The following is a 26,706-nucleotide window of genomic DNA, read 5'->3' on the forward strand; positions in this document are numbered from 1 at the left end:
ACTGGTTTTTGAATCTTCAACTGAGCTTCTGTGCCTACCTGCCCTAACAGTGACGTGGCAGGTATTTGCCAGCTAGAATGGCCGCATGCATATTGGTGAGCTGCCGCAACGGACCCAGGAGTATCTGAAATTGCTTTGGGGGATCTCAGAACGTTCCGGTGAATCCGGGGGCCAAGCATCGGTAAGCCTTTCCGAATTATCCCGTCGTGCGCAGCAAAAGAATTCCACTACTTCTGAGGCCATCAAACGCCTGCAGGCCCGTGGCCTGGTGGAACACGAACCTTATTCTGGGGTGAAGCTCACTGAACTGGGCGCACGGTTGGCACTTGTGATGATCCGCCGCCACCGCTTGATCGAAACGTTCCTGGTGGAAACCCTTGGTTATACCTGGGATGAAATTCATACCGACGCCGACCTGCTGGAACACGCAGCCTCAGACCGTTTTATCAACCGCATTGATGCGCTGTTGGATTTTCCAACTCGTGATCCGCATGGCGACCCGATTCCGTCTGCCGACGGTCAGGTGGAAGATCTTGGTGTGATGAGCCTAGCGGAGTGCGAGCCTGGATTACCGGTGGTCATCGAACAGGTTAATGATGAAGATCCTGAATTGCTGCGGTATTTGGCCGCGCATGACATCGCACCGGGTTCTCGAGTCCGGGTGACGAGTCCGTCGGTGGCAGGTTTGGTGCACGTGCAGGTGCTTTCGTCGACGACTGATGAACCGGCAGGCGATCCGGTGGCGTTGGCTGTGAAAGCGGCTGCAGATGTAAAAATTAGTGTGGATAACGATTCGCTTGCCGACGTGCACCCCACTGCCGAAGACTCTATTGCAGAGCCCATTGCAGAACGTCACTCTAATGAAAACTAGTACTGAATTGCCTCGCGAGAAGTGTTCTGACAAGGTGCGCCTGCGTATCGACCTGGCCTATGACGGCACAGATTTTCACGGTTGGGCCCGACAAAAACCACAAGACGGCCAAGAATTGCGCACTGTGCAAGGCGTTGTCGAAGATGCCTTGTCCTTGGTGCTGCGTGCGCCGTTACAACTGACGGTGGCAGGGCGTACAGATGCCGGGGTGCATTCGGCGGGCCAAGTGTGTCATGTCGACGTGCCGGTGGACGCTCTGCAGCAGCGCTCAATTGATGGCCAGCCGTGCAAACTGGTGCGGCGCTTGTCGCGGCTGTTACCGGAGGATATTCGCATTAATGCGGTGGAGTTTGCACCCACAGGTTTTGATGCCCGGTTTTCTGCGTTGCGCCGTCATTATGAATATCGTGTGACTGCGCATCCGGGTGGGGTGCTGCCGACGCGGGCACGTGATACTGCGTTATGGGGTGCAGCAGTTGACCTTGCTGCCATGCAGGATGCCGCAGATGCGCTGGTGGGTTTTCATGATTTCGCTGCGTTTTGTAAAGCGAAGCCACATGCCACCACGGTGCGGGATCTGCAAATTTTTCAGTGGGAAGATGTCTCTACTGCCACTGAGCCGGCGACGTATCTCGCGCACGTAGTTGCTGATGCGTTTTGCTGGTCAATGGTGCGCAGTCTCGTCGGCACGTGCCTGCAGGTGGGGTCCGGGAAACGTGATGTGGATTTCGCCGCGACGTTGTTGGGGCAGGATTCGCGTAGCTCGAAGATCCAGGTGGCGCCGGCAAATGGGCTGAGTTTGGTACGCGTGGATTATCCGGCCGACGTGGAACTGGCGGCGCGTGCTATTGAAACTAGGCAGCGCCGTGACTAGGCAGTGGCGCGAATCGTGATGTAGCATACTGGCGTCTGTATGAACTTTCGGGGAGGGGACGTTCTATGGCCGCGGGGGATAATAACGAGAATTTGCAGAGTCCTGGCCGTGCTCTGGCGAGTAACGATGGTGGGCAGAAGAAAAGCGGTGCGCCGCAGACCATGCTGCCGACGACGAAAGCGCAAGTTAGTGGGCATAAGTTTTTGCGTCGCCGGGTGGAACATGGGGTGGTTACTGGCGATATCCGGATGATTCATGATCCGCTGGCGACGCGTCGGCGAGCGTTGATTTTTGGTACTGTCGCCACGGTGCTCATCGGTGCTGGTGCTGGCGTGTTGGCGTGGTTGTCGCCGGAACCAGATCCGGGCGATGCTGTGATCGTGCGCAGTGAGCACGGGCAGCTCTACACGCTGCTGGATGGGCGTTATCATCCGACGACGAATCTGGCCTCGGCCCGGTTGTTGGCTGGCAGCCCCGAGGACCCGGTGGCGATCGGTGCAGATAACCTCGCGCAGCGCCCGCACGGCATCCCGGTGGGTATTGTCGATGCACCAAATAATTTGCCAACTGCTGATGATCTTGCCGACGCCGCAGCTGGCGGTAGTTTTGCAGGTCGTATGCCTGTATCCGGTTCTGATGCTTCTGATTCACCAGCTCCCAGCCCGTGGGCGGGGTGTATTGATTTTGCATCCGCTGCGTTGAGCGTGGTCGCCGATAATCCGGAAGAGGCATTCTTGCTGGATACGCTCGACGGCGATGCCGCCGCACTCGTCGAACATGATGGCGTACAGTGGCTGGTCAGCGCCGATGGGCGTGTAGAAATCCCGGATGGTGCAGATCAGTTTTCGCGTGCCGTGCGGCGCGGCCTAGGCGTGAACCACGACTCTGCCGTGTGGGAGGCGCCGCCGGAATTACTCGCGAATTGGACAGCAAAGCCAGCTTTTTCTGTGCCACCGGCTGAAGAACTTCCTGAGGTTTTAGAGGTAAAAGCCCCAGCCCCGGATGCCAATCAGTGGTGGGCATTGCTTGAGGCTGGTGGCACCCCACAAGAATCACGCGGCATCACTCCGTTAAGTCAGCTAGAAGCGCAGATCTTGCAGGATATGGGTGCACAATCGCGCCGCACAGATTCCGCTGAGGTGCACCGTTACCCGGATGCGCAGCCAGCGGCTGTGAATTGGAATCTGCCTGAATTCAGGCCGGATTTGCTTGACGACGCTCACGGCCAAGTGTGTGCGGGTGGTAACGGAGAATTGGTGGTGCTGAATCACGATGCAGAACCTGATCCCGATGATCCCAGTGCACCTAGTGATCTCCGTGAGCTAGGTGCTCCCAGCGCCGAAGCCTCGGATCCGGTCCAGGTCAGCACGGTAGAAATTTCTGGCGCCGCGGCCGCGGATTATTTTGTCTCCACGCGAACCTTCAGCCATGGTGTTGCCAGCGAACACGGCTATCATGTGTTGACGCCTTCGGGTCGGATACATGATGTCGATGGTGCAGAAGCTATGCAGGCTGTGGGCGCGCCGGTGGTGCAGGATGAGCTGCTCGTGGAAGAAGTTTCTTGGGACTTGCTGCGTCTTTTGCCGGAAGGCCCGAGCCTGGATGAGCGGTCCGCACGGCAAGCTAGGGAATAACCTGGCTATCCTGGCCCCTGAAGCGGGAACCCTGCTGGCAGTTAAAACCCTGTTCGCGACTGAAACCCTGTGCGCAATGGAGATTCTGTGCACAGGGTTTTTCGTGAGTGGAGGCACCGACTACGTCTGCTCGTTTCTCCGCATGCGTGCCGAAATCCCGAAGGCCAGCAAGGTGACAACAAGCGCGCCGATAAGTACCACAACGGCCAGTGCCACCAGGCTTCGAGCTGTAACCAGGGTTTCATTACCCGGTGGACCGGCCACCACCATGCGCGGCTGCGCGACAGCAGCCTGGTCGTGCTCGGAGGGCGCACCAGCGTTCTGAGCACTGTCACCACCGGCACCACCGTCATCATCGTTACCAGCAGGTTCTACACCTGGGGCGGGGTGCGTGAGCACGCGCACCGGGTCGATAAAACCATGCTGTGGGTAGCTAGCAGTAACCAAAAGCTCCCGGATTTCTGCTGCACTGGCATGCGGATAGCGTTCCCGCAGCAAAGCCACGGTTCCGGTCACCACCGGGGCCGCGAAACTCGTGCCATGCAGCCCGGATGGTTGCCCATTACGGATGATCCCGGACGCCCAGGCCTGCGAATTTGGTGATAGTCCAACAGAAACTCGGCCCGGCGCGGAAAGTGCCACGTCGTTCGGGCCGCCGGAGTTGTACGCGGCATCCCCGTCGTCCCTGGCATCCCTGCCATCCCCGTCACCTGCGCCGGTCGGGTGACCAAGCTGCGGCATGGAATATTCGGCGTGCTCGTGTGGGGTGGCGAGTGCACCGACGGTAACGACGGTTTCGTTGTTTCCTGGAAAAACGATTGAGCCGCGTTCGCACCCCTGCCCGGCATTTCCGGCGGCAGCGACGACGGGAACTTGCTGGTGTTCGGCGCGGGCGAGTGCGTCGTCAAGGGCTTGTGTGTGTAGATGCTCTGCGTGTTCCGGTGGGATGCAGGAAACCACTGAGGCGTTGATGACCTGTGCGTCATGGTCAAGCGCGGTGTGGATGGCCTGGGCAAAACTGCTGAGAGTGCCGGTGAGCTCCGGTTCCTCGGCATCGGGTGCGTGCTGATGGTCTGGCGTGTTGTTCGGCTGGCGGGAGCTGTAGTGCGCCGAGGATTGCCGGATGGACAAGATCTGTGCGTTCGGCGCAACGCCCGATTGTTCGGCTCCGATGATGCCCGCGACGATGGTGCCGTGCCCGTCGCAGTCGAGTAGTGGGTTGTTCTCAGCCGGGGAAACCAAATCGGCGACCGGTTCCACGTGCAACTGTTCGTGGTTGAAAACTCCGGTGTCAATAACTGCCACGCGTACCCCGGCTCCGGTGGCGAATTGGTGGGCGGTGCGGTAATCCGTGCCGACGGTGAGCGGCTGTTGGTGGTGTGTGGGCTCGGATCCTGTCTGTTCCGTGCGGCCATAATGGTCTGGCGCAGAACCGGGGGAGCTGCCAAAAGCATCCTGCCAGGGCCTCGAAAATTCAGCCTCGGCTCCCGGAGCCGCCGGAGTTGGTGCCGGAGCCACAATGGGGTCAACGCAGTCAACGGTGCGGCGGACCTCGACGTCGTCACGAGTTTGTGCCTGCGCGGTCGCGGAACCCGTGCTGCCTCCAACCGGGAAGAACATAAAACCATGTAGCCCGAGGGCACCGGCGGTGCTTGCCACTAAAAGCTGCTGTACTTTCTGCATTAACCCAACCCCCGAATCATGGCGAATACTCCGATGACCTGCAGAGCGAGTGGCAAGCATGCGGCAACGGCAAGCGATTCTGCTCGTTCCAGCCACACCATTGTGGTCGGTTCCAGGTCTTGTACTTTTGGCACCCACACCGGGCTTGCCGACGCTGCCACCATGACCACCAACGCCACGCCGATCGCGCCGGGGTGGTCTAGCCCGGCCCAAATGCTGCTGCCGATGGCAATGACTGCGGCTGCGACTACCAGCAGCAATGCCCACACCGCAGCGCCGTGGTGGTGCCGGGCGGCGTGCAAACAGACTGCACCAGCTACTGCGAGGCACAGCATCTGTGCAAAAATTTCGCCTTCCATGCCTACTGCCAATAGCGCGGGTACCACCATTGCCGCAATGCCGCTGACGATTCCTGCGTGCACATCGTGAGTTCGCTGGGCTAATGTGAGAGATTTTTCTTCGGCCGACCGCGTCCGCGCAGCAGCATGGTCAGTGGTGGACAGCTCCTGCCCGGCGGTGGGCAAGCGTGGAATAGGAATGCCGGAAAATTTGGTTGCGAGCATCGGTGCGAGTGCTAAACCGAGGACCCCGCAAGTGATGAGTGCGCCCGCAAAAGCGCTGGTAATGCTTGCCGACGGCAACGACAGCGCAGAACTAGCCAGCACGAGCAACACCGCCGCGGTTGTGAGTGCGGCAACCGTGCGCATGGGTAAAGCGCGGTAAACGATCATAAGCACCAGCAATAATGCTGCCACCGCCACGCCGGATAATAACGCCCATGCGGTATCGGCGGCGGAAAGTTGCGCTATCAGATCCGCTGGTGCTCCTGCAGGCTGTAGCCCCCAGGCAACGAGAAAACCACCGGCTAGTCCGGCGGAAATAATCGAAGCGAGTGCAACTGCAGAACTGTCACCATCGACAGTCTTGTGCCGTATGCGCTGCTGCCAAGGCACGATGACCACCCCGATAAACGCAGCCACCGCAAACGCCAGCCACCACCACGCCAACCCGGCGGTCAGAAGTGCTGCCCCGGTTTGCGAGGCAAGTACCACCGCGGACAGCTGCCGACCACCACGATTGCCGTGTGCGGTGGCAGCCAGTGATTCTGCAGAATCCCGCACCACCGGCGAGCGCAATTCTGCTCGTGGGTGCACCAGGATGGTGTCGCCGTCGGCAAGCCCAATTTCTCCCACCGGCGAGCCCATATCCAGTGGTTGGCCCACCACGGTAGAGGCCTGCCATGGCTTGGAAATTCGTGGTGCCTGGCACAGCTGCGTGCAGCGCGGCAACAACTCCAGTATTGATGCGTGCCGCGGGATTGCGACATCGACCTCGCGGGAAAATTCCCCGACAACAAAACACAAAGAAACACGCAAACACTGCGTGAGAGACATAGAATTCCCCTCCCGAAATTCCCCTCCCGAATGCGGGTACGCGGTCACTGGGGGCGTACCCGCCCCTACATCACCCCCATGCTGCAATTGTGACCTACAATGTGGTCTGTGTCTAATGATCGGGGGAGAGACATAATTCGGGGAGGGGTTATGAATTCTGCGTATCCGACAACCACGGAAGCAAGTAACACAGCTGCCATTAACCAAGCAGCCAGTGATAATGCTGTCGCGGCTGCCGTGGGCACTCGGCAACCCACAATAGGCCCGCAAGAGTTTACGGTGGAGCCAATAACGCAAGCCCAGCGTGATCCGTTGCCGCCGTTACCGCAGGGCAGTCTGCGTGTCGACGCGGTTCCGGCTGCACAAAAACCACAAGCAGTGCCCATGCTGCGGATTCTGTTGCCGGTGGTGATGATCGCGGTACTGGTGCTACTGGTCGGCGTGATGTTCTTCGGTGGCGGTTCGGTCAGTGGGGTGGGCATGTCACCGATGCTGCTGATCTTTCCGCTGATGATGGTGATGTCGATGGGCATGATGTTCATGCCGCAGGGCCAGCAGGCCGACGCCGACGATACGCGGCGGACCTATCTGCGCCACTTGGATGTCATCCGGGATAAAGCAGAAAACAATGCCGATAAACAGCGTGCACACCAGTTGGCCCGCCATCCGCACCCGGAGGATCTGCACGCACGGCTGAGCACTAGACGGCTGTGGGAGCGCGCTGGCGATGACGACGATGTGCTGCAGGTGCGGCTTGGACTCGGTGAAGCGGAGCTGTGCACCCCGGTGGAAGTCAGCGAATCGGGTGCTCCGGAAGATCTGGATCCGGTGTGTGCGGTGAGCGTACGTCGTACGGTTGACCAGGTCTCGCAGGTTGCGGAGCTGCCCATCGTCGTCCAGTTGCAGGCTTTTGGCTGCATCGGGTTATCAGGTATTCGGGCGCGCGCACTGGCTCGTGCGCTGCTGGCGCAGTTGGTTGTTCACCATGGCCCGGAAACCGTTGGCATCAGTGTGGTGGACAACAGCACAGCACAGAACTGGGAATGGCTGAAGTGGCTACCACATACTCGCAGGCCAGAAGATGCGCAGTATCGAATTCTGCTGGTTGACGACGTGCCGACCACCGGAACTGAGGATTTTTTGGTCGACGATGAGTGGACCACCATTATCGACATCAACTCGCGGAGCACCACTGCGCTGGGGATCCGTGCCGAAATGGAAGGCCTATTGCTGTTTGCCGACGACGGACTGTCGGTGCAAACAGAAGCCGGCTTGGAAAATCTTGGGTTAGCCGATGGGCTTGCCGACGGTCAGCTGTATGCATTAGCGAAAGGTCTGGCGAAATATTCCCGGCCTTATGCCACAGGCAGCGCCGGAGAGACCACGCGCAATGAGATGGGCTCACTGCTCGGCATCGATGATCTGCGGCAGTTGGATAATTCCACGATGTGGCCAGAACGCGAACGCGATGACCGCCGCCTGACCGTGCCGATCGGCTTGGGGCCAGATAAGACCCCGGTGCAACTGGATTTGAAAGAATCTGCCCACGGTGGCATGGGCCCGCACGGTTTATGCATTGGCGCCACCGGGTCCGGAAAATCCGAGTTGTTGCGAACACTGGTCACAGCATTGGCTGCCACCCACAGCCCGGAAGAACTCAATTTCGTGTTGGTTGATTTCAAAGGTGGCGCGACTTTCTTGGGGTTGGACTCTTTGCCGCATACCTCTGCCGTGATCACCAACCTGGAAGATGAAGCCGTGCTGGTGGACCGCATGTTCGACGCCCTGTCCGGAGAGATGAACCGGCGGCAGGAGGTACTGCGTAAGGCCGGGAATTTCGCCAACGTCGGTGAATATAACCAGGCGCGCCGGAGTGGCCGGGATGATCTGGAGCCGTTGCCTGCTCTGGTGATCATCGTCGACGAATTTTCTGAGTTACTTGGGCAGTTCCCAGATTTCGCTGACCTGTTCGTGGCTATTGGGCGGCTGGGGCGTTCATTGCATGTGCATTTGTTGTTGGCTTCGCAGCGGTTGGAAGAAGGCCGGTTGCGGGGGCTGGATTCCCACTTGTCGTATCGCATCGGCCTAAAGACATTTTCGGCGATGGAATCACGTCAGGTGTTGGGTAGTGCTGACGCCTATCATTTGCCTGGCCAACCTGGTGCGGGGTATGTGAAAACTGATGCGGAAGAGTTGCAGCGTTTCCAGGCGGCGTATGTTTCTGGCCCGTTGGAGGTTCCGGCAACAGCTGGTTCCGGAACAACCGCCAGGTTGGGCCGTTCGGGAGCTGGTGAACTCGAGCAGGAAACTGCTGATGCGCAGGTTATTGAATTTTCTTGCTGGGCTGATATTGACCAGCCGTTGGCATCAGAACGCGATCCGATTGCTGATCCCGCAGGCGAATTGAAATCTGCCGGAGACGTGGAAGCTGCCGACGGACGGGAACCTGCCGATGCGGCAGAACCAACGAATATGGACACACTTGCCGTCGCCAGTGAGCCCGCGGGTACCACCATGGACGCCGTGGTTGATGCTGCTGTGGTCACGGCGCGCACTAGGGGCCAGGAGGCACACCAAATTTGGTTACCGCCGTTGCCGAAATCCATTGAGCTGGCCAGCGTGGCAGAACGCAGCGCACACCTTACCGCGGGCATCGGAATTATCGACCAGCCGTATCACCAGCGCCAAGATTTGTTGGAGATTGATTTCTCAGCCCACGGTGGCCACGTCGCATTGTGCGGCGGTCCGCAAATGGGTAAATCAACCGCCTTGCGCACTATGGTGGCGTCGCTAGCTGCGACCCATTCCACCGCGGAGGCACGTTTTTATGTCATCGATCTTGGTGGTGGACAACTAGAAACCTTGTCGCGGCTGCCGCACGTGGCCGGGGTCGCTGGACGTCATCAGCCAGAACGTATTCGTCGTGTCGTTGACGAAGTCTCTGGTCTGCTCAGCGATAACACCCAAGCCCACAGCACAGTGAAAACCCAGCAGCAGACTTTTCTGGTGGTCGACGGTTGGCACAATATCGGTACCTCTACCGCGGAGTTCGAGGACCTCGCCGAACCAATTACCCAAATTGCCGCCGATGGTCCGAGTGCTGGAATTCATCTACTGGTTGCGACCCCGCGGTGGAATACGCTGCGCCCGGCGATCCGCGATCTCATCGGCACACGCCTGGAGCTGAAACTCGCAGAATCCATGGATTCGCTGTGTGATCGCAAGATGCAAGACAAGCTGCCGGCGCTTCCGGGGCGCGGACTGGGCGTCGACAAGAAATACTTGCTGATTGCGCAAAGCTCGAATCAAGACCTGGCACATATCGCTGCAGTCAGCGCTGAGCGTGGCGACGAGCCGGTTGCTGCGCTGCGAGTGCTGCCGGAGAAGATCGCGCGCACAGAACTTACAGCCGCTGGCACGTTTGCCGACGCCGACCCCTCCGGCACCGCTGCAGTGCCCGGCCTCCCAGTTGCGGTGGGAGGTCCGAGGCTGTCGACGTTGGCCTGGGATCCGTCGACAAGCGATCACTTCTTGTGTGTGGCTGCGCGCGGAATGGGTAAAACCACCACGCTGCGCACCGTCATGGCTGGCATTAGTGACTTAGGCCGCGAGCAGGCGCGGATGGTCGTGATTGACCACCGGCGTGCGCATTTGGGCATGATCGATCAAGACATGCTGGCGGCCTATTCGCATTCCGCACCGCAGACAGAAAAAGTTCTGGCCGATGCCGTGACTACGCTGCGCCAGCGCCTGCCTTCGGCTGATATTTCCCCGGAACAACTTGCCCGTCGTGACTGGTGGGACGGCCCAGAGATCTACCTGGTTATCGATGACTATGACTTGGTCGCCGATAATGTGCTGCACCCGCTGATCGAACTGATCCCACACGCTCGGGATATTGGCATGCACCTGGTGGTTGCGCGGAAGGCTGGTGGGTTTAATCGTGCTGCCTTCGGGCCGGTGCTCAGCGCGATCCGCGATTCACAACCATGCGTCGTGGTTTTGGGCGCAGATAAAGACGACGGCCCTTTCTTCGGTATTAAACCGGTGCCGCAACCTTCCAGCGGACCACTCCCAGGGCGGGGTATTTGGCACGACGACGGTTCGACGGTCGGCACTTGTCACGTTGCCGTTCCGGGGGCTGCTTCCTCTGCAGACGGGCCTGAAATTGAGTCGCAATCTGTACCCGTGGATGGATCGGCAACCACGAATGTAAGCTCCGCTGCTGATTTAGAGGTGGAGTCATGATCCGAGCAGACTACGAGACAGAAAGTCAGCCACAGCATTCCGGGGCGCAGGTCTCGGTATATTTCTACGATGATGCCACCGTCTTCGGTATCGCGGGCACTGATGAGACTATCGTGCGCTACGACCTTCCCGCACGCGGAATTACCGAGGGATGGACGGTATCTGCCGTGTTGGAACAGACTGAGGCAATGGCTGAAGAAGAATGGCCACAAATCGATGTAGAAATTTTTGCGGCTGATGCCGAAGTTTACGACGATTTCGCCCGCGTACTCACCCAACATGGCGTGCGGGTGCTTGCCGACGACGTTGGAGCCGTTGCTGCAGAACCGGACAACGCTTCGCATGTTACGGATGCTGCGCACTCCGCCCCGATGCACAGCGACGAGGATGCTTTCGCTGCTGCCCGCGCCGGGGTGAGCCAGCGTGCTACGGAAAACCAGTCGGTGGGGTCGAATTTTGTGCAGCTGATTGCGCGTAAGCCGAAGCGTCGTCGGCACGCTAAGGCTGGTTGGCGGCCCAGCCCGTTTCAAATTTTGGTGGCTGCGGGTATAGCGGTGACTGGTTTGTCTGGGTGGTGGGTATTGGATCGCTATGGCGGTGCTGTTGGTGTCGATGAGGTAAGTGCAATGATTACCGCTGATAGTGCCGGCGGTGCTGGCTCTACCGAGACCACTGACTCCGAGACCACTGACGTTGAGACTCCTGATGCTGAGACTACTGACGTTGAGTCGGCTGGCGTTGGCGAGAGTGCCGCTTCTCTGCGCCCTACGGACAAACCCCAAATGGTGCACGAGCATTCTGGACTGCGGCTGGTCACACCACGTGGTTTTGTTATTGGTGATAGTTCACAACCCGGGGTGTTTGCTGCGACGGGGGAGGACCCGAATTTACGTATTTATGTCACTGCCGATCAGTTGCATGACGACGCCGCAGCTCAGATCAATCATGATGCGGTGTTGACTGACATCATGCAGACGGTTGTCAGCAGCCCGGACTTGCAAGAAGGGCGCCGTGAACACGAACCACGCGAACAAGTTCGTTATGTGGAAAAACCGGGTGATGGATCGCGTATTGCCTGGACTAGTTGGGTGGAAGAAAACCAGCAGTTGACCGTCGGGTGTCACAGTAGGCACACAGCAACAGCAGAACACAAGCAGGCATGTGAGCTGGTCATCGGGAGTTTAGAACGAATTTAAAAAATTATTTCCTTGTATTGGGAACCACAGTCGGTTGTATGCAGTCCAATGACAATGAGAGCGATGAGATGACGACGGCAGGATGCCGGGATCTCTTATCGTTCGGGCAAAATTTTTCAGACTTCTAATCCGGGGAGGGGATTTTTTATGGCACAACAATTTGCCACCGAAGCAGATGTCATGGTCGCAACCGCAGGCCGTGTAGATACCGTCAACAATGAGGTGCAGTCTGAGTTAACGCGCCTGCAGGGCACAGTCGATGGGGTACGTGCTAATTGGCAGGGCGCGGCACAGGTTTCGTTCGAAAACCTGATGCAGCGTTATCAACAGTCGGCAAACGAACTGCAGAATGCGCTGGCCTCTATCAGCGACAATATCCGTAATAACGCGCACCACTTTGACGACATGGAAGCGCAAAACGCGCAGGCGTTTAACAACGTTGGTGGCGGAGGCCTGGCTCTCTAACGCCAGCCTGTTGCAACCATAAGTGCTATTGCGTGAGCACGTTATCAGAAACTCCGTGAGCATCACGGAAACAGAGAAAGGCAAAAATTCAATGTCACAGATCAAATACCAATTCGGTGCCATCCAGGCTGCCGCGGCAGATATCAATTCCACCTCGGCTCGTATCAATGGGCAGCTCGATGACTTGAAAACACAGCTGCAGCCGATGGTTTCGACCTGGGAAGGCGAATCAAGCATTGCTTATCAGGAAGCGCAGGCCCGTTGGGACCAGGCAGCGGCAGAACTCAACCAGGTCTTGGCGACCATCTCGCGCACGGTGACCTCTGGCAATGACGCCATGAGTGATGTCAACCGCGCAGCTGCAGCTTCCTGGAGCTAACGGCTGGTCTAAATCCAAGTCCCTTTTCGTCTGCTGCACTCCCGTATTTGCTGCGGGAGTGTTTTTCTGTGCGGTTAGAGCTTGGCTTCTCAGGGTCGTTGCACAGGTTGTTATAGCTGTGCGTTTCCAGTAGAGTTACTTAGCTGTGTGCCCTGCTGGCTCATGAGCGATTTCGTCAGAAAATGCAACAGGTGTTTTCTTGGCATAATCATTATGTGAGACGGCAACGCTACCTGCAGGTCTCCACCGGCCGCTGTGGGGTAGTGCTGAGGCATTCGATAGAAGTTGGCCGGCAGTCCAAGACAGACTTTCAAGGAGTCATTGTGTCTACATTCCACCCAAAAAGTGGTGACATTACCCGCAAGTGGTATGTCATCGACGCCACCGACGTGGTGCTGGGTAAGCTTGCTTCCACCGTCGCAGACGTCTTGCGCGGTAAGCACAAGCCACAGTTCGCACCAAACGTTGATACCGGCGATCATGTCATCATCGTTAACGCTGACAAGGTTCACATCTCCGCTAACAAGCGTGAGCGTGAGATGCGCTACCGTCACTCCGGCTACCCAGGTGGTCTGAAGACCATGACCCTTGGTCAGTCCCTGGATAACCACCCGGAGCGCACCGTCGAAGAAGCTATTCGTGGCATGATGCCGCACAACAAGCTTTCCGGTGAATCCATCAAGAAGCTCCACGTTTTCGCTGGTTCCGAGCACCCATATGGTGGCCAGAAGCCAGAAAAATTCGAATTTAAGCAGGTGGCACAGTAATGACTGATCAGAACTTTGAAGAAAACACCGTCGCTGACGCTTCCGACATTGCTGCTGCAACCGCAGCTACCGAGCAGTTCACCAACACCATTGGTGATTCCCTGGCTCCGGATGTTTCCGACGAGGTAGAAACCGCTGCTCCAGAAATCCACGAGGGCCCAATCCAGACCGTCGGTCGCCGTAAGCGCGCCGTCGCTCGTGTACGCCTGGTGGAAGGTTCTGGCCAGATTGTTGTTAATGGTCGTAGCTTTGAGGATTACTTCCCATCCAAGCTGCACCAGCAGGACATTATGACCCCGCTGACTTTGCTCGAGCGCGAGAACCAGTTCGACATCAAGGTCACCCTTCACGGCGGTGGCCCAACCGGTCAGTCCGGTGCACTGCGTCTGGCTATTGCCCGCGCACTGAACGTTTACAACCCGGCTGAGCGTGACCAGTTGAAGAAGGCTGGCCTGCTCACTCGTGACGCTCGTGCCGTTGAGCGTAAGAAGGTTGGTCTGCACAAGGCACGTCGTGCCCCGCAGTACTCCAAGCGTTAAATTTTCTTTTACGCTTTTCTATCTCGTTGTCCGCCCGGCGCACCCTGCGGTGCACGGGCCGCGAGAAAACCGCAAGCCGCTGCTTCCTTTTCGGAAGCGGCGGCTTATTTGCTATTTATAGTGCGGAGGCCAGCGACGACAGGTCCAAAGTGAATGTGGGTGAGATTGGTTAGAATATTGAGTTACCTTCAATCCTTAAGCTACTGCACTTTGAGCCCTTTTGGATTGATGATCCTGTTGCTTATAAGCGAACCCCCTAAAAATATGATAAATATCACTTGAGTTGAGCTTTTGTGTCGTATATCCTACAAATGGTCACCCAAAAGGTATGACGGCCTACGTGATAGCTATTTAACTGATAGGAGGCTAAGGCGGTAACCGAAAAATCGCGTAAAACATTTCGTCAAGCTCGGAAGAACTTGATGAATTCACTGATCTTTTAAAGTGTTCACTCTGAGTCAGTCTGGAATCTGAGGACGATGATGGAGCGCTAAATGCTCGAGGTTATGGAACAGCACTAGATGCTTGCCGTAGATCAGTAAATTCGTTATACGCAAGTGGAGGAGCGGGTGGTGCTATCATTTGCGGGTTCCTGGGTTTAAGCGTAGTAGCAGGAATAGCCTGTGGAGGGGTTTTAGCGCTGATTGCAATGGTCGGATGTGAAGAAGCGAAAAAGCGAGTTTGCCGTAATGCGAGAGGGTAAACTCTTCCATTGTATGAGTATAGAAGTTCTTTCTTCAGAAAGGCATCTGATTTCATGACTGATGGCAACCGTGCGACTGAAAAAATTACTTTTCCGAGGGTATTATACATACTGGTTTTACTTGCTATATCCTCGCTTTTTGGTCTATTTTTATTTTTTGCTACGTATCGAAACATGTTGGCAAGCTTTTTAGTGGTTATAGCCATCCTCTTATTATGGCTGGGGTGGGAGAGACTGTCTCGTAAAAATCTTGTGTATGCACATCAAGAGGTGAATGCACAGAAAATGCCTTTGCCGAAAAGGCTTGTAACCGTTAGCTTGCCATTTCTGTTCTTCATTATCAGTCAACTTGGGCCAGAACAGAATTTATTTGCAGCGACGACGGCTGTGCTTGGAATGATAGCAGTATTTAGTATATCGCTAGTTAATAGCTAACTGAATAAGTTGTACTATTATGAATGTTTGCTCAGGATACTTGGCGAGTTTCAACGGTACCGATGTCTGGGCCTAGCGAGGGTATCCGATTTTTTGTGTGCGGGGCTTTGGTTTACAAATAGTCCGCGAATCGATTCGGGTAAGCCACGGCTAGTTGGTTAATGGCTTGTTTCCACCCGGTGGCTTTCGCTCCTTCAATATAGCCGTTGCATTCGATCTCGCACTTGGCTTTCTTCGCTTGCTGGGCAGCACGCTTGTCTTCGATGTTGCAGATCATCAGCCACAGCGTCTTTAGTGCGGCAGTATCGTTCGGGAATTGACCCCGGTTACGGGTAGCTTTACGCAGTTTAAGCGTTGAGCGATTCGATCGAGTTGGTGGTGTAGAGCACTCGCAGCGCTGCTGGCGGGAACTGCAGAAACGGCCGCGAACCGCTCCCATGCGTCGCGCCAGACTTTGACCGACTGGGGGTATTTCCGGCCAAGTTCACTGGCTTTAAAAGCATCCAGGCTGGTACGTGCGGTGTCCTCGTTAGCGGGAGACTGCTTTGCGGTCCTGGTAGGATACCCACCGATTCGCAGCTCGAATCAGGTGCACAATACAAGTCTGCACCATAGAATTCGGCCAGGTTGCCTCTACTGCTTCTGGAAGGCCTTTGAGCCCGTCGCAGCACACGATGAACACGTCGTTAACGCCACGGTTAGCCAAATCTGTGCACACTGATGCCCAGAATGCAGCATCTTCGCTGTCATCGATCCATAATCCCAGGATGTGCTTGATGCCGTCGATGTCACCACCGACCGCCATGTAGCAGGCCTTGTTGATCACGCGGTGACCATCACGGGTTTTCACTCGTAACGCGTCGAGGAAGATCACGGGGTAAAACTCATCATATTGGCGGTTTTGCCATACCTAGAATTGACGGTCTTGGTCTACGCCCCGTTGCGGTGATTGCTGCTCTGTGCGGTTTCCACCTGGGCTTTGGCCTTGCGGTCGGAATGGCTATAGCCCAAATGTGCATCCATCTCTGCCTGCAGACCAGCGTTGATCGATGCCTGCAGCAGGCCTTTGACCAGTTCGCTGGCGTCATCTGTGGACGTTGTTAGCTCGCTTATCAGGCTGGCGAGCTTGAGGGTTTTTCATGAGCTTCTTGCTGATTTCGGTGACCCTTGTCGGGTCATGGCTTTTCTTCGGTGACACGGTAGTCATTATCGGTGAAACTCCTTTTAGATCGAGCCTCACACACAAACTTCCTGACACCCTCAACAAAACTTGGGACACTTCAGTTTGTCGCACTGTAGCCAATCGCAAACGTAACTAGTCCCGCGAATCCAAGGCCTATTGCGGGCGCCATATGTCCTTGGAAGAGGTAAAACGCTGAAGTGAGGTAAAAAATCGTAGCTATGCAAAATGAGCATACGCCTATTTTTGATGGTCTTTCTACCGATGGGTGCTTAGGGTTTTGCTTCCCTGCAGAATACGCAGCACTACCAGACAATATTGCTGCACTCGCTACGACTAACAGAGGAAACCACATATTATCCACATTTCTTTAATTTACTTACCGCAGTTGCTTACCTTTTTGTTCCGGGAGCTGGAATGCAGCAACGGCAGCGATTGCGAAGCTCAGCCCGAACAACGCGAATAACAAGCCTTGCCCGCTGAGATTCAGAACAACCGGCACCAACAGCGGAGCTAGGATCGATGCTAGGCGGCCGAACCCAGCAGCGGCACCAGTTCCTGTCCCGCGCAGCGCCGTCGGGTAGAGCTCCGGCCCAATCGCGTACAGCGCGCCCCAGGCACCCAAGTTAAAGAAACTGAGTAAGCATCCTGCGATAATGATCGTCGCTTCGGTGGAGATGAAACCATACAACCCAGCTGCCGCAGCGGAACCCGCTAAAAACGTCGCCAAGGTTGCCCGCCTGCCCCAACGTTCAATCAACCAAGCCGCTACCGCATAGCCGGGAAGCTGTGCCAAGGTGATAATCAGCGTGAATCCGAAAGATTTCACCAGGCTAAAGCCTTGTTCATGAAGCAGTGACGGAATCCAAATAAAGGCGCCATAATACGACAAGTTGATGCAGAACCAGATGATCCATAGGTTGCGGGTACGCGACCGCAAAGATGGCGACCAAATGGATTTTCCACCCCGCACCCCGGCGTTTTCTTGGACGTCGTCGGTACGCTTGGGCAAGCGCTTGGCTTGCCATTTCAGCCGTGGGGAATCCTCAAATTCCTGCACTACTTTTTCGGCTTCGCGTGTTTTCCCGCGGCTTTCCAAGTAGCGCACGGATTCTGGCAGTGCCATTCGGATCACCAGGCCATAGATGGCTGGGATGCATCCTAACGCCAGTGCCCAACGCCAACCGTTGTCGCCAGAAGCCACCACGAATGTGCCGATCACCGCAGCGAGAATCCAGCCCACGGCCCAGAAAGCTTCCAGGATCACCACCATGCGTCCGCGGATAGAACGCGGCGCGAATTCGGCCACGTAGGTCGAGGCCACAGGCAGTTCTGCACCCAGACCGAGTCCGACGATGAAACGCAAAATGATCAACACCGCCAGCGAACCAGCCAGGGCAGACGCGCCCGTCGCCAAGCCATAAAGCAACAGCGTGGCGGCAAAGACTTGCCGTCGGCCGAATTTATCCGCCAACAATCCGCCGAGCGTAGCGCCAATGGCCATCCCCACGAACCCAATGGAACCTAACCAGGAGGCTTGCTCAGGCGATAGCCCCCACTGGGCGATGAGCGCGGCCATCACGAACGAGATCAGCCCGACATCCATGGCATCGAGTGCCCAACCAATACCGGAGCCGCCGAGTAGTTTTCCGTGCGCACGCGTCAAAGGCAGTTGCTCAAGCCGTTGGCTTCGGGTGAATTGTTGTGCGCTCGCCGTGGCGTTGCCAGATTTCCCATCGGAGCTGGAGGAGGAATTCATGGCTTATAGGCTACTCCAACGGTATGCCTGTACTGCGCGGGGATCTCAGGGCTAAAGCCAGCAGATAGGTCGCGATCTTGGCTAAGGGTGCATAATTGAGGGCATGACTCGTCTATTTGGAACCGATGGTGTCCGTGGTCACGCTAATGAGGTACTCACAGCTCCGCTGGCTCTGCGTTTGGGCGCAGCAGCGGCAGAAGTACTGACTTCGCAACGCGATAGGCAGGGGCGTCGCCCAACTGCCATCATTGGCCGTGACCCGCGTGTTTCCGGAGAGATGCTCGCTGCTGCGATGGCTGCAGGCATGGCTTCTCGTGGGGTGGATGTGTTGCGCGTAGGCGTACTTCCCACACCCGCGGTGGCGTTTCTTACCGACGACTACGGCGCGGATATGGGCGTGATGATTTCTGCTTCGCACAACCCGATGCCGGATAACGGCATCAAATTTTTCTCCGCTGGTGGGCGCAAGCTGCCGGATCACGTGGAAGACGAAATTGAAGCGCGCATGAATGTATTAGAGGAGTCCGGCCCTACTGGCTCTGCCATCGGGCGCGTGGTTGAGGAATCCCCGGATGCACACGAACGATACCTGACGCATTTGCAAGAAATTTGTGCGACGGATCTTAGCGGCCTGCACGTTGTCGTCGACTGTGCAAATGGCGCCGCTTCTAAGATCGCTCCTGAAGCCTATGCGGCAGCTGGGGCTCGCGTCGATGCGATTTACAACGCGCCTAATGCCTACAACATCAATGATGACTGCGGTTCTACGCACATCGAGAAGGCACAGGCAGCCGTGAAGGAATATGGTGCGGATTTGGCCTTATCGCACGACGGTGATGCGGATCGCTGCTTGGCTGTCGATGCCGAAGGCAATGTCGTCGACGGCGATCAGATCATGGCGATTTTGGCCGTTGGCATGAAAAATGACTCTGACCTTCGCCACAACACGTTGGTAGCCACGGTCATGTCGAATCTCGGACTGAGCCTGGCTATGGAGCAGCAAGGAATTGAGATGATCCAGACCAAGGTCGGCGACCGTTACGTTGTGGAGGCACTGCATGACGGTGGGTTCGCCTTGGGCGGAGAGCAATCCGGGCACATCGTTCTGCCAGAGCACTGCACGACTGGTGACGGCACTTTGACTGGTTTGCTGTTGATGTCGCAAATGGTCAAAACCGGCAAGAGCTTACAAGAACTTGCTGGGGTCATGACGGTGCTTCCGCAGGTGCTGATTAACGTTCCGGTCTCGGATAAATCTGTGATCATGGGCAACGACGACGTCCGAGCGGCTATTGCCAAGGCTGAAGAAGAGCTGGGCAACGGCGGGCGTGTGTTGTTACGGCCTTCTGGTACCGAGGAATTATTCCGGGTGATGGTGGAAGCAGAACAAGAAGAAACTGCACGGAAAGTCGCAGGTCAACTCGCGGCTGTGGTCTCTGCAGTATAAAACTTCCCCGAAAATATTTCTCCGGGAACCGCACCTCTACTTCTGCAGTCCAATATGGGCGAGAGAAAACGTTGGATGATTCTGCTCGTCTTTCTGGGTAACTAGTGCACATTATGTGCCCCCAGATTTGCAGTGGAGAAAAGGAGGTGCGGTTTTTCATGTCTAATGTCGATTTTGACTATGAGGCATTGCGTGAGGGATTCCGCCACGTAGTTCATGCTGATAATGAGCACCAGCACGCGCATGCTGCTGACCGGCCGGTTTATCCCTCTCAGGCTGCTGGTCAGGGTTTTAGTCATTATGGTGCGCGTATTGCAGCAGCACTCGAAGCTGTGCATGCGCAGGGGAGTGCACGGATCTACCGACGCCAGCAAACTGCGCAGTCGGGCATCGTAGAATGCGATAATTTCTGCGACCGAGATGACCACAATGCAGCACCATTTAGTGCACAGCAGGTGGGACGGGTTCGATGAGCGTAGCGATTAATCGATTACTTAATGATTTTCAGCAGTGCTTGGCAGAACTTTCTGTAGTATCCGGCGGTAGTTATCAGCCACCGGTGGGAGTCGTGGATACCATGCGGGAAGCTGCTGGCAGGGTAGATGGACTGGATTCTTCGCAACTGGTAGCTCAGTCCTCGGCAGCATCTGGTGCAAAACGAGATAAGGGCGATGGATTCAGCTACGTCTTAGACATCTTGACTTCCGGTTCGGGGATGCAGCTTGCCGGAGGTGGTCTGGAAGAAAGGTTGCGCGACTTTCAGTCGGATCACGAAGAAGATGAAGTAGCGAGCAAGAAGTTTGCCGATGATGCTCAGTCCTGCGGCACTGCCGTGGACGATATCCGCGATAGTTCAGAAATTGGTTTATCAGAGATTCTGGGGTCGGTGATACCAATCATTCAGTTGGTGACCCGTTTGCTGCGCCTGCATCCGATCATGCGGATTACCGGCATGGTGGGAACGTTGGCCAGTATGGTGATCGAACCTGCGGTCTCGGCGTTCATGCGCATGATTGGTGATCGAGATGATGCTATCTGTGGCTGTTACGAAGAGTTTTTGCGTAGGTGTGAGCAGCTATGTGAAAAAGAACTCGTCGACTCACCAGCGCAGGCGTCGGAAGCATCCAGCCCGGCAATAGGCGGCAAACAAAAAACTGCAGAATCTACTTCTGTAGTGGAAAATCCAGGAGGCGCTCCGCCAATCTCAACTGCTTCGTGCGAACCTGGGACACCAAGTCATCCGAGTCACCCAGTTGGCCAAGCGGAAGGTAAGACGGCCACAGAGCAGAAACTAGGGCTGACCGGGACAAGCGGCTCCGCTGCTGAGTACTGCGAAACGTCCGGGGTTTCCGAGAAGGTCACCGATGAACGGTTACGGACAGAGTGCGTGCCAAACGCACCCGAGCCACAACCCACTCCGCTGCCAGAGCCTGAGCAGCTGGATCCCGCAGCACCACCAACGCATACGGCTAGTTCCGTGCAGTTTGGTTGCGAGGTTGCCAAGTCATGCGTCGGTGAATTGGCCCGGGCAGGTCTAGGGATGGCAGTGATGGGGGCACAGCTGGTGCAAGAAATGGCTACTGAATGTTTGGAGCAGCTTCGTTGCGAGGCCGGTCCATCCCAGTCAGAGCCCCAAGGTATAGAGCCTGACTATTCGTCAGCGCAGGAACCACAAACGGTGCAAGCTGCTGAGCCTTGTGCTCCTTCTACGTCGTGTGAAACTGAAACTGCATCACAACCGGAACCGGGGTGCCCACCTGAACCAGAGTGCGCACCCGCACCCGCACCAGAACCAGAGCCGGAACCAGATTGCCCATCCGAGGAAAAGCCGGAACCACAACCGGAGCCTGAGCCAAAACCAGAGCCGGAACCACAGCCGGAGCCTGAGCCAAAACCAGAGCCGGAACCAAAAGACGAGGTTATTGAAAAACCAATGCCGGAACACTCTGTGGACAAAAAGCAGTTCCATTCTGGTCCAGCACAGGTAGCACCGGAGACGCAGTCGAAACCAGAACCTGCACCAGAGCCGGTGCAACCAGCGCAACCTGCAACCCCAGCCCCGCAACCCGAACCCGAGACACCTGCAGAGCCCGAACATTCTGCTGCTCATGAGCCAGGTGATGGAGAAAACGAAGCTGAGAAAGCAGGCGGCAACACGCACAGAATGGGACAATGGTAATGGAATTTCAAGAATTCGCTGAAAAATTCCGGGAGCGCACAGCCAAGCGCCTGCTGGAATTTGAGAACAAGTTAGAAAAAGCCCAGCAAGATTTAGAAAAACAGGCAGAAACGCAAGCTAAAAAACCGTCTGGCCCGCAGCAGGGGCGTGGTCGGACTAGCGGCGAGTACGGTTCGCCGCAGAACCCACAGCAGGCCCAGACAAAACGAGCGAGCCCAACGGCGAATCGAATAAGCCACATGCGGGATGCGGCCGGAGCTGCTAGGCCGCGACAAGTGAAATCTGTGTTGCGTCGCGGACCTGGCTAAAGATGAGGGATTACTGGATTAGAACAGCTTGCCCAACAACCCAGAGGGTTTTTTCTCTTCTTCCAGCTCATCGCCGGTAGCGCTGCTGAATCCTTTTCCATCCGCTTCTGGATCAGAAAAATCGGAGTATTGCTTGTCGCCGTTGAGCTGGTGCAACAAAAAGCCAGTGACCAGGCCGCGCGCGGTTTCTACGGCAGAAGCTTTTCCTATGCCAATGCCTAAGAAAAACTTCCGCAGGGTGTCTTCACTAAACGTTGCTTGCTTGCCATTATCAACTGCGCGGTAGCAGACTGGGCCGTTCCAGTTCTGTGCCATCTGCGGTGGGTTACCAGCGGAGAAAATATCGGTATCTTCTGGGCCGATGATTAAGCCTGGCTTGTCAATATATTTAGCTGCGTCTTGTGAAGAAGGTGAGGTTTGCGCAGGGTACAGCGCGGCTACGCATTGCACCTTTTCATTTTCCAAGGCGGCAAGCACAGCGGCACCGCCGCCCATTCCGTGGCCGATTACACCTAACTTGTTTGGGCTGACAGTGATATTGCCCTGGCCTAGTTTCACGCCGGCAGCAATTTGTAACGAAGTTTCTAAATCAGATGCGAAATCTCGGTGATCTGGCCACATACCCATTTCGGTTTCAGGTGCGACCACTACAATGCCCCAACTAGCCAAATGCCGCAGGGTATGGCGGTAATGTTTCAGCGAAATCCGCCAGTCATGCCCAAAAGCTACGGCAGGCAGAGAATTGCCTTCGGCTGGGGCATAAACTTTGCCGGGTAGGCCGGCATAATCTAAATCGCCGACCAGCACACGGTGCGGGCCACGCTTGGACACGTTTGCTAGCTGCTTTTTAAGACTCACACAGAACAGCCTAATGTATAGCTTCCTGTATAGCGACGACGCAGCGGTGGCGCGCCATCACGATTTTTCTGCGTAATGTAGTATCCAGCTCATGTGTGGAATCGTTGGATATGTGGGACACCCTGGCGCTGACCGTGAGTTTTATGCTCTTGACGTGGTGATGGAAGGCCTATCACGCCTGGAATACCGCGGCTATGATTCCGCTGGTGTTGCAGTTTATGCAGACGGTCAGATCGCCTGGCGTAAAAAAGCTGGCAAAGTTGCTTCCCTGGAAGCAGAATTGAAGAAGCGACCGCTGCCGGATTCCATTCTCGGCATCGGTCATACGCGCTGGGCTACCCATGGCGGCCCCAGTGACGTCAATGCGCACCCACACGTGGTGGGCAACGGCAAAGTCGCCGTCGTACACAATGGCATCGTCGAAAACTTTGCGGAAATCAAACGCGAGTTAAAAGACAAAGGCTATAACTTCGTCTCAGACACGGACACCGAGGTCGCTGGCACCTTGCTTGCCGACGTTTTCGCTACCGAGGCCAACGGAGATCTGGCAGAAGCGATGCGTCGTACCGCTAGCCGGTTTGCGGGTGCATTCACCTTGTTGGCCATGCACGTTGATCAACCTGACCGGATTGTGGCTGCCCGTCGTGACTCGCCGTTGCTGATTGGTCGTGGCGAAGGCCAGAACTTCCTGGGCTCTGATGTTTCCGGATTTATTGACTATTCCAAAGACGCTGTGATCATCGACAATGATCAGGTGGTTACTGTTACTGCCGATGACATCGAGATCACCGACTATGACGGCAACGTCGTCGAGCCGCGCGAATTCAAAGTGGAGTGGGATGCAGAATCCGCAGAAAAGGGTGGCTATGCCTCGTTCATGGACAAAGAAATCCATGACCAGCCCGCTGCGGTTCGTGATACCCTGATGGGCCGTTTCGACGAAAATGGCCAGCTCTCGTTGGATGAGGTGCGCATTGACGAGTCGATTTTGAAATCAGTCGACAAGATCATCGTGATTGCCTGCGGCACCGCAGCTTATGCCGGGCACGTTGCTCGCTACGCGATTGAACACTGGTGCCGCATTCCGACCGAGGTTGAATTGGCGCACGAGTTCCGTTATCGCGACCCGATCGTCAATGAAAAGACCCTCGTCGTTGCCCTGTCACAGTCTGGTGAAACTATGGACACGCTCATGGCTGTGCGCCACGCCCGCCAGCAAGGGGCCAAGGTTATCGCGATTTCGAATACGCGGGGATCCTCGATCCCGCGTGAATCTGACGCAGCGCTTTACACGCACGCCGGCCCGGAAATTGCGGTTGCTTCCACCAAAGCTTTCCTGGCGAAGATTGCCGCAACCTATTTGTTTGGTCTCTACCTGGCGCAGTTGCGCGGCAATATGTTCTCTGATGAGGTACATGCCGTGCTCAACGAGCTGCGCCAGATGCCGGAAAAGATTCAGCAGGTCATTGATGCTGAGGGTGATGTGAAATCTATCGCGGAGAAGATGCACGATGCGCGCACCGTGTTGTTCTTGGGCCGTCACGTCGGTTTCCCGGTTGCGCTTGAGGGTGCGTTGAAGCTGAAAGAGATCGCATACTTGCACTCCGAAGGTTTCGCTGCAGGTGAGCTCAAACACGGGCCTATTGCCTTGGTAGAAGAAGGCCAGCCGGTTTTCGTTATTGTGCCATCACCACGTGGACGCGATGTGCTGCATTCTAAGGTTGTCTCGAACATCCAGGAGATCCGAGCCCGCGGTGCAGTAACTATTGTGATTGCCGAGGAAGGCGATACTGCCGTGGAGGATTACGCTAACCACATCATTCGCATCCCGCAGTCACCGACACTTATGCAGCCATTGCTGGCCACCGTGCCGCTGCAGATTTTTGCCTGCGCGGTGGCTGAAGCAAAAGGTTATGACGTCGACCAGCCACGTAACTTGGCGAAGTCCGTCACCGTGGAATAGATCTGGTGTGCATAAACCTGAGTTAAGCAACCCGCCGTCGCCGGAAAGAGCAAAGCCGAACGTATGAACATGCTGCGCACTCGCATCGACTTGGATGCCATCGCCCACAATGTCCGTGTGCTTAAGCGGGCGGCAGGCGAAGCGCAGCTGATGTGCGTCGTCAAGGCTGACGCTTACGGTCACGGCATGGAGCGCGTGGTTCCGGTAATGGAAAAATCAGGCGCTGACCTTTTTGGTGTGGCCACGATCGCCGAAGCCCAACGCTTGCGTGAACTCGGTACAGAACTACCGGTCATGGCGTGGTTGTGGGATGCCGCGAGCCAGGATGCTGCACAGGTAGTTGCAGATGCTCTTGCCGACGACATCCAGTTGGCTGCGCCGTCATTAGATCACCTGGCCGTGCTCGTTAACGCTGGCATCCCTGCGACGATCACGCTGAAAGTTGAAACAGGGATGCATCGTAATGGCATTGATCCCGCTGATTGGCAGCGTGCCTTCGAGATGGCGAAAAATGCCCCACACCTGGCCGTGCGCGGGTTGATGTCACATCTGGCGTGTGCGGATGAGCCGGATAATCCTGCTAATGCCGCGCAGCTTGAGCAATTCCGCGCCGCAATTAGGCAAGCACGCGCCATGGGCTTGGAGGTTCCGGTCAACCATATAGCTAATTCGGCCGCGACCGTGCAGCTCCCTGATACTCATTTTCAACAAGTTCGCCCGGGCATTGCCTGCTATGGGTTGCAACCCGCCGCTGGTTTTGCACATGAGCTACGCCCGGCGATGACTTGGGCAGGTACTGTCGTTAACGTCAAGCCCATTACCGCAGGTGAAGCCGCCTCCTATGGCTTGACTTGGCGGGCAGGAAAGACTGGGTATTTGGCGGTTATCCCTTGTGGTTACGCTGATGGTTTGCCACGCAGTATCCAGGGGCATCTTGTGGTGGGCATTTCTGGGAAGTGTTATCCGCAGGTTGGGCGAGTATGCATGGATCAGATTTTGCTGGATCTTGGCGAAAACCCCTTCGGCGTGCAACCGGGTGATGAAGCAGTGTTGTTTGGGGAAGGTGGCATGTCTGCCACGGAGTTGGCCGATGCTACGGGAACTATTAATTATGAGATCGTGACTCGCCCTGGCGGGCGCACTGTTCGGGAGTATGAAGGGGGAATCCAGCTATGAGTGAATTCTCGCTATTAGATTTTTCGCAGTCTGGCACCGTCGAGTTGCCCACCACTGATGCCACTCGTGAGTTCGGCGCATATCTCGGCTCCACGCTGGGCGCTGGTGACGTCGTTATCTTGGCCGGTGCGCTCGGCGCCGGAAAAACTACGCTCACTCAGGGCATTGCACAAGGGATGGATGTGCGTGGCAGGGTGACAAGTCCCACCTTTACTATTGCGCGCGTGCATCGGGCGCGGCGGTCAGAGGCCCCAGATTTAGTGCATGTCGACGCTTACCGTTTGCTCGGTGAATCTGCTCACCAGCCCGTGTCTTCAGCCACCGAATCACCTGTGGGGCAAGAGCTAGATGGTAGCACTGCTGCAGCTGATCCTTGGGGAGAGCTGGACGCACTAGATCTGGATACTGATTTAGAAACTTCCGTCGTGGTTGCGGAATGGGGAGCGGGGTTGGTGGAAGCTCTGACTCGTCGTTATTTATTGGTTGAGCTGGACCGCGAAACCGCAGCGGTGAGCGATCCGGATTCTGAAACGCGTATCATTACCTGGCGTTGGGTGGAAAACTAAGAAGTTGTCGCCACAATGTTGCTAAGGGGATGTTAGGCGGAAACCCCGTTTCTTGGAGCTGTTGGGCTACGCGCTATCCTTG

The 26,706-nt window shown here is 56.3% G+C and carries 22 protein-coding genes and 1 pseudogene; 18 read left to right on the forward strand and 5 right to left on the reverse strand.

The window, feature by feature from the left end:
* Window positions 1–85 precede the first annotated feature (85 nt).
* From HMPREF1292_RS04920 to eccB, 3 genes are all read left to right on the forward strand, one after another.
* Window positions 86–871 carry a metal-dependent transcriptional regulator gene (locus HMPREF1292_RS04920; protein WP_018121617.1) on the forward strand — a complete coding sequence of 262 codons (786 nt, stop codon included), beginning with the start codon at window positions 86–88 and terminating at the stop codon, window positions 869–871.
* On the forward strand, window positions 861–1,745 hold the full coding sequence (truA, locus tag HMPREF1292_RS04925; protein WP_023018976.1) for a tRNA pseudouridine(38-40) synthase TruA: 885 nt from the start codon (window positions 861–863) through the stop codon (window positions 1,743–1,745). The genes HMPREF1292_RS04920 and truA overlap by 11 nt, the downstream gene beginning before the upstream one ends.
* A 65-nt stretch (window positions 1,746–1,810) precedes the next feature.
* Entirely contained in the window at window positions 1,811–3,379 is a 1,569-nt protein-coding gene (gene eccB, locus HMPREF1292_RS04930) for a type VII secretion protein EccB (protein ID WP_023018977.1), read from the forward strand.
* Window positions 3,380–3,499: 120 nt separating this feature from the next.
* On the opposite strand, the gene HMPREF1292_RS10455 is transcribed toward eccB, so the two are convergent.
* Both HMPREF1292_RS10455 and eccD read right to left on the reverse strand, forming a co-directional pair.
* A complete protein-coding gene (locus tag HMPREF1292_RS10455; protein ID WP_023018978.1) occupies window positions 3,500–5,062 on the reverse strand; it encodes a S8 family serine peptidase in 1,563 nt (520 codons plus the stop codon).
* Window positions 5,062–6,456 (reverse strand): type VII secretion integral membrane protein EccD, encoded by a 1,395-nt coding sequence (gene eccD / locus HMPREF1292_RS04940; protein WP_023018979.1) that lies wholly within the window; start codon window positions 6,454–6,456, stop codon window positions 5,062–5,064. The genes HMPREF1292_RS10455 and eccD overlap by 1 nt, the downstream gene beginning before the upstream one ends.
* Before the next feature lie 150 nt (window positions 6,457–6,606).
* On the opposite strand from eccD, the gene eccCa reads away from it, so the two are divergent.
* The 8 genes from eccCa to HMPREF1292_RS04975 all read left to right on the forward strand — a co-directional run bounded on the left by eccCa (window position 6,607) and on the right by HMPREF1292_RS04975 (window position 15,188).
* Entirely contained in the window at window positions 6,607–10,704 is a 4,098-nt protein-coding gene (gene eccCa, locus HMPREF1292_RS04945; protein WP_023018980.1) for a type VII secretion protein EccCa, read from the forward strand.
* Window positions 10,701–11,900: a type VII secretion-associated protein gene (locus HMPREF1292_RS04950; protein ID WP_023018981.1), complete on the forward strand. Its 1,200-nt coding sequence runs from the start codon at window positions 10,701–10,703 to the stop codon at window positions 11,898–11,900. The genes eccCa and HMPREF1292_RS04950 overlap by 4 nt, the downstream gene beginning before the upstream one ends.
* Window positions 11,901–12,047: 147 nt before the next feature.
* Window positions 12,048–12,365: a WXG100 family type VII secretion target gene (locus tag HMPREF1292_RS04955; protein ID WP_023018982.1), complete on the forward strand. Its 318-nt coding sequence runs from the start codon at window positions 12,048–12,050 to the stop codon at window positions 12,363–12,365.
* A gap of 91 nt (window positions 12,366–12,456) precedes the next feature.
* Window positions 12,457–12,744 (forward strand): WXG100 family type VII secretion target, encoded by a 288-nt coding sequence (locus HMPREF1292_RS04960; RefSeq protein ID WP_021351958.1) that lies wholly within the window; start codon window positions 12,457–12,459, stop codon window positions 12,742–12,744.
* Between the two features lie 323 nt (window positions 12,745–13,067).
* Complete coding sequence (gene rplM / locus HMPREF1292_RS04965) at window positions 13,068–13,511, forward strand: 50S ribosomal protein L13 (protein ID WP_021351957.1); 444 nt, start codon at window positions 13,068–13,070, stop codon at window positions 13,509–13,511.
* Window positions 13,511–14,050, forward strand: a complete 540-nt coding sequence (gene rpsI / locus HMPREF1292_RS04970) for a 30S ribosomal protein S9 (RefSeq protein WP_021351956.1) — start codon at window positions 13,511–13,513, stop codon at window positions 14,048–14,050. Before rplM ends, rpsI begins: the two co-directional genes overlap by 1 nt.
* Window positions 14,051–14,513: 463 nt before the next feature.
* Entirely contained in the window at window positions 14,514–14,753 is a 240-nt protein-coding gene (locus HMPREF1292_RS11575; protein WP_081703734.1) for a halocin C8-like domain-containing protein, read from the forward strand.
* 54 nt (window positions 14,754–14,807) lie between these two features.
* Window positions 14,808–15,188 (forward strand): hypothetical protein, encoded by a 381-nt coding sequence (locus HMPREF1292_RS04975; protein ID WP_021351955.1) that lies wholly within the window; start codon window positions 14,808–14,810, stop codon window positions 15,186–15,188.
* A gap of 112 nt (window positions 15,189–15,300) precedes the next feature.
* Here HMPREF1292_RS04975 and HMPREF1292_RS04980 read toward each other — a convergent pair.
* Window positions 15,301–16,395 (reverse strand): annotated as a pseudogene (locus tag HMPREF1292_RS04980) (IS256 family transposase).
* Between the two features lie 352 nt (window positions 16,396–16,747).
* Window positions 16,748–18,127, reverse strand: a complete 1,380-nt coding sequence (locus HMPREF1292_RS04990) for an MFS transporter (RefSeq protein ID WP_023018985.1) — start codon at window positions 18,125–18,127, stop codon at window positions 16,748–16,750.
* A 103-nt stretch (window positions 18,128–18,230) separates the two neighbouring features.
* On the opposite strand from HMPREF1292_RS04990, the gene glmM reads away from it, so the two are divergent.
* The 4 genes from glmM (at window position 18,231) to HMPREF1292_RS10465 (ending at window position 22,061) form a co-directional block, all read left to right on the forward strand.
* Entirely contained in the window at window positions 18,231–19,574 is a 1,344-nt protein-coding gene (gene glmM, locus HMPREF1292_RS04995; RefSeq protein WP_023018986.1) for a phosphoglucosamine mutase, read from the forward strand.
* A gap of 158 nt (window positions 19,575–19,732) precedes the next feature.
* Window positions 19,733–20,047 carry a hypothetical protein gene (locus tag HMPREF1292_RS05000; protein WP_021351950.1) on the forward strand — a complete coding sequence of 105 codons (315 nt, stop codon included), beginning with the start codon at window positions 19,733–19,735 and terminating at the stop codon, window positions 20,045–20,047.
* Window positions 20,044–21,753, forward strand: coding sequence for a hypothetical protein (locus HMPREF1292_RS10460; RefSeq protein ID WP_023018987.1), 1,710 nt, complete (start codon window positions 20,044–20,046; stop codon window positions 21,751–21,753). The genes HMPREF1292_RS05000 and HMPREF1292_RS10460 overlap by 4 nt, the downstream gene beginning before the upstream one ends.
* Window positions 21,747–22,061, forward strand: coding sequence for a translation initiation factor IF-2 (locus tag HMPREF1292_RS10465; protein ID WP_126849933.1), 315 nt, complete (start codon window positions 21,747–21,749; stop codon window positions 22,059–22,061). Before HMPREF1292_RS10460 ends, HMPREF1292_RS10465 begins: the two co-directional genes overlap by 7 nt.
* Window positions 22,062–22,079: 18 nt before the next feature.
* Here HMPREF1292_RS10465 and HMPREF1292_RS05015 read toward each other — a convergent pair whose 3' ends face one another.
* Entirely contained in the window at window positions 22,080–22,919 is an 840-nt protein-coding gene (locus tag HMPREF1292_RS05015) for a dienelactone hydrolase family protein (RefSeq protein WP_023018989.1), read from the reverse strand.
* 91 nt (window positions 22,920–23,010) lie between these two features.
* Between HMPREF1292_RS05015 and glmS the strand changes: the two genes are divergently transcribed.
* The 3 genes from glmS (at window position 23,011) to HMPREF1292_RS05030 (ending at window position 26,624) form a co-directional block, all read left to right on the forward strand.
* A complete protein-coding gene (gene glmS, locus HMPREF1292_RS05020; RefSeq protein ID WP_023018990.1) occupies window positions 23,011–24,882 on the forward strand; it encodes a glutamine--fructose-6-phosphate transaminase (isomerizing) in 1,872 nt (623 codons plus the stop codon).
* 63 nt (window positions 24,883–24,945) lie between these two features.
* Window positions 24,946–26,058 carry an alanine racemase gene (gene alr / locus HMPREF1292_RS05025; protein WP_023018991.1) on the forward strand — a complete coding sequence of 371 codons (1,113 nt, stop codon included), beginning with the start codon at window positions 24,946–24,948 and terminating at the stop codon, window positions 26,056–26,058.
* Entirely contained in the window at window positions 26,055–26,624 is a 570-nt protein-coding gene (locus HMPREF1292_RS05030) for a tRNA (adenosine(37)-N6)-threonylcarbamoyltransferase complex ATPase subunit type 1 TsaE (RefSeq protein WP_023018992.1), read from the forward strand. Before alr ends, HMPREF1292_RS05030 begins: the two co-directional genes overlap by 4 nt.
* The last annotated feature ends 82 nt before the right edge of the window (window positions 26,625–26,706 follow it).

This window comes from Corynebacterium sp. KPL1995 (genome assembly GCF_000477935.1).
Lineage (GTDB): Bacteria > Actinomycetota > Actinomycetes > Mycobacteriales > Mycobacteriaceae > Corynebacterium > Corynebacterium pseudodiphtheriticum.

Excerpts from the sequence above, each read along its gene's own strand:
- HMPREF1292_RS04920 (WP_018121617.1), top strand. The coding sequence starts at position 86 with ATGCATATTGGTGAGCTGCCGCAACGGACCCAGGAGTATCTGAAATTG.
- truA (WP_023018976.1), top strand. The coding sequence starts at position 861 with ATGAAAACTAGTACTGAATTGCCTCGCGAGAAGTGTTCTGACAAGGTG.
- eccB (WP_023018977.1), top strand. The coding sequence starts at position 1,811 with ATGGCCGCGGGGGATAATAACGAGAATTTGCAGAGTCCTGGCCGTGCT.
- HMPREF1292_RS10455 (WP_023018978.1), bottom strand. The coding sequence starts at position 5,062 with ATGCAGAAAGTACAGCAGCTTTTAGTGGCAAGCACCGCCGGTGCCCTC.
- eccD (WP_023018979.1), bottom strand. The coding sequence starts at position 6,456 with ATGTCTCTCACGCAGTGTTTGCGTGTTTCTTTGTGTTTTGTTGTCGGG.
- eccCa (WP_023018980.1), top strand. The coding sequence starts at position 6,607 with ATGAATTCTGCGTATCCGACAACCACGGAAGCAAGTAACACAGCTGCC.
- HMPREF1292_RS04950 (WP_023018981.1), top strand. The coding sequence starts at position 10,701 with ATGATCCGAGCAGACTACGAGACAGAAAGTCAGCCACAGCATTCCGGG.
- HMPREF1292_RS04955 (WP_023018982.1), top strand. The coding sequence starts at position 12,048 with ATGGCACAACAATTTGCCACCGAAGCAGATGTCATGGTCGCAACCGCA.
- HMPREF1292_RS04960 (WP_021351958.1), top strand. The coding sequence starts at position 12,457 with ATGTCACAGATCAAATACCAATTCGGTGCCATCCAGGCTGCCGCGGCA.
- rpsI (WP_021351956.1), top strand. The coding sequence starts at position 13,511 with ATGACTGATCAGAACTTTGAAGAAAACACCGTCGCTGACGCTTCCGAC.
- HMPREF1292_RS04975 (WP_021351955.1), top strand. The coding sequence starts at position 14,808 with ATGACTGATGGCAACCGTGCGACTGAAAAAATTACTTTTCCGAGGGTA.
- HMPREF1292_RS04990 (WP_023018985.1), bottom strand. The coding sequence starts at position 18,127 with ATGAATTCCTCCTCCAGCTCCGATGGGAAATCTGGCAACGCCACGGCG.
- glmM (WP_023018986.1), top strand. The coding sequence starts at position 18,231 with ATGACTCGTCTATTTGGAACCGATGGTGTCCGTGGTCACGCTAATGAG.
- HMPREF1292_RS05000 (WP_021351950.1), top strand. The coding sequence starts at position 19,733 with ATGTCTAATGTCGATTTTGACTATGAGGCATTGCGTGAGGGATTCCGC.
- HMPREF1292_RS10460 (WP_023018987.1), top strand. The coding sequence starts at position 20,044 with ATGAGCGTAGCGATTAATCGATTACTTAATGATTTTCAGCAGTGCTTG.
- HMPREF1292_RS10465 (WP_126849933.1), top strand. The coding sequence starts at position 21,747 with ATGGTAATGGAATTTCAAGAATTCGCTGAAAAATTCCGGGAGCGCACA.
- glmS (WP_023018990.1), top strand. The coding sequence starts at position 23,011 with ATGTGTGGAATCGTTGGATATGTGGGACACCCTGGCGCTGACCGTGAG.
- alr (WP_023018991.1), top strand. The coding sequence starts at position 24,946 with ATGAACATGCTGCGCACTCGCATCGACTTGGATGCCATCGCCCACAAT.
- HMPREF1292_RS05030 (WP_023018992.1), top strand. The coding sequence starts at position 26,055 with ATGAGTGAATTCTCGCTATTAGATTTTTCGCAGTCTGGCACCGTCGAG.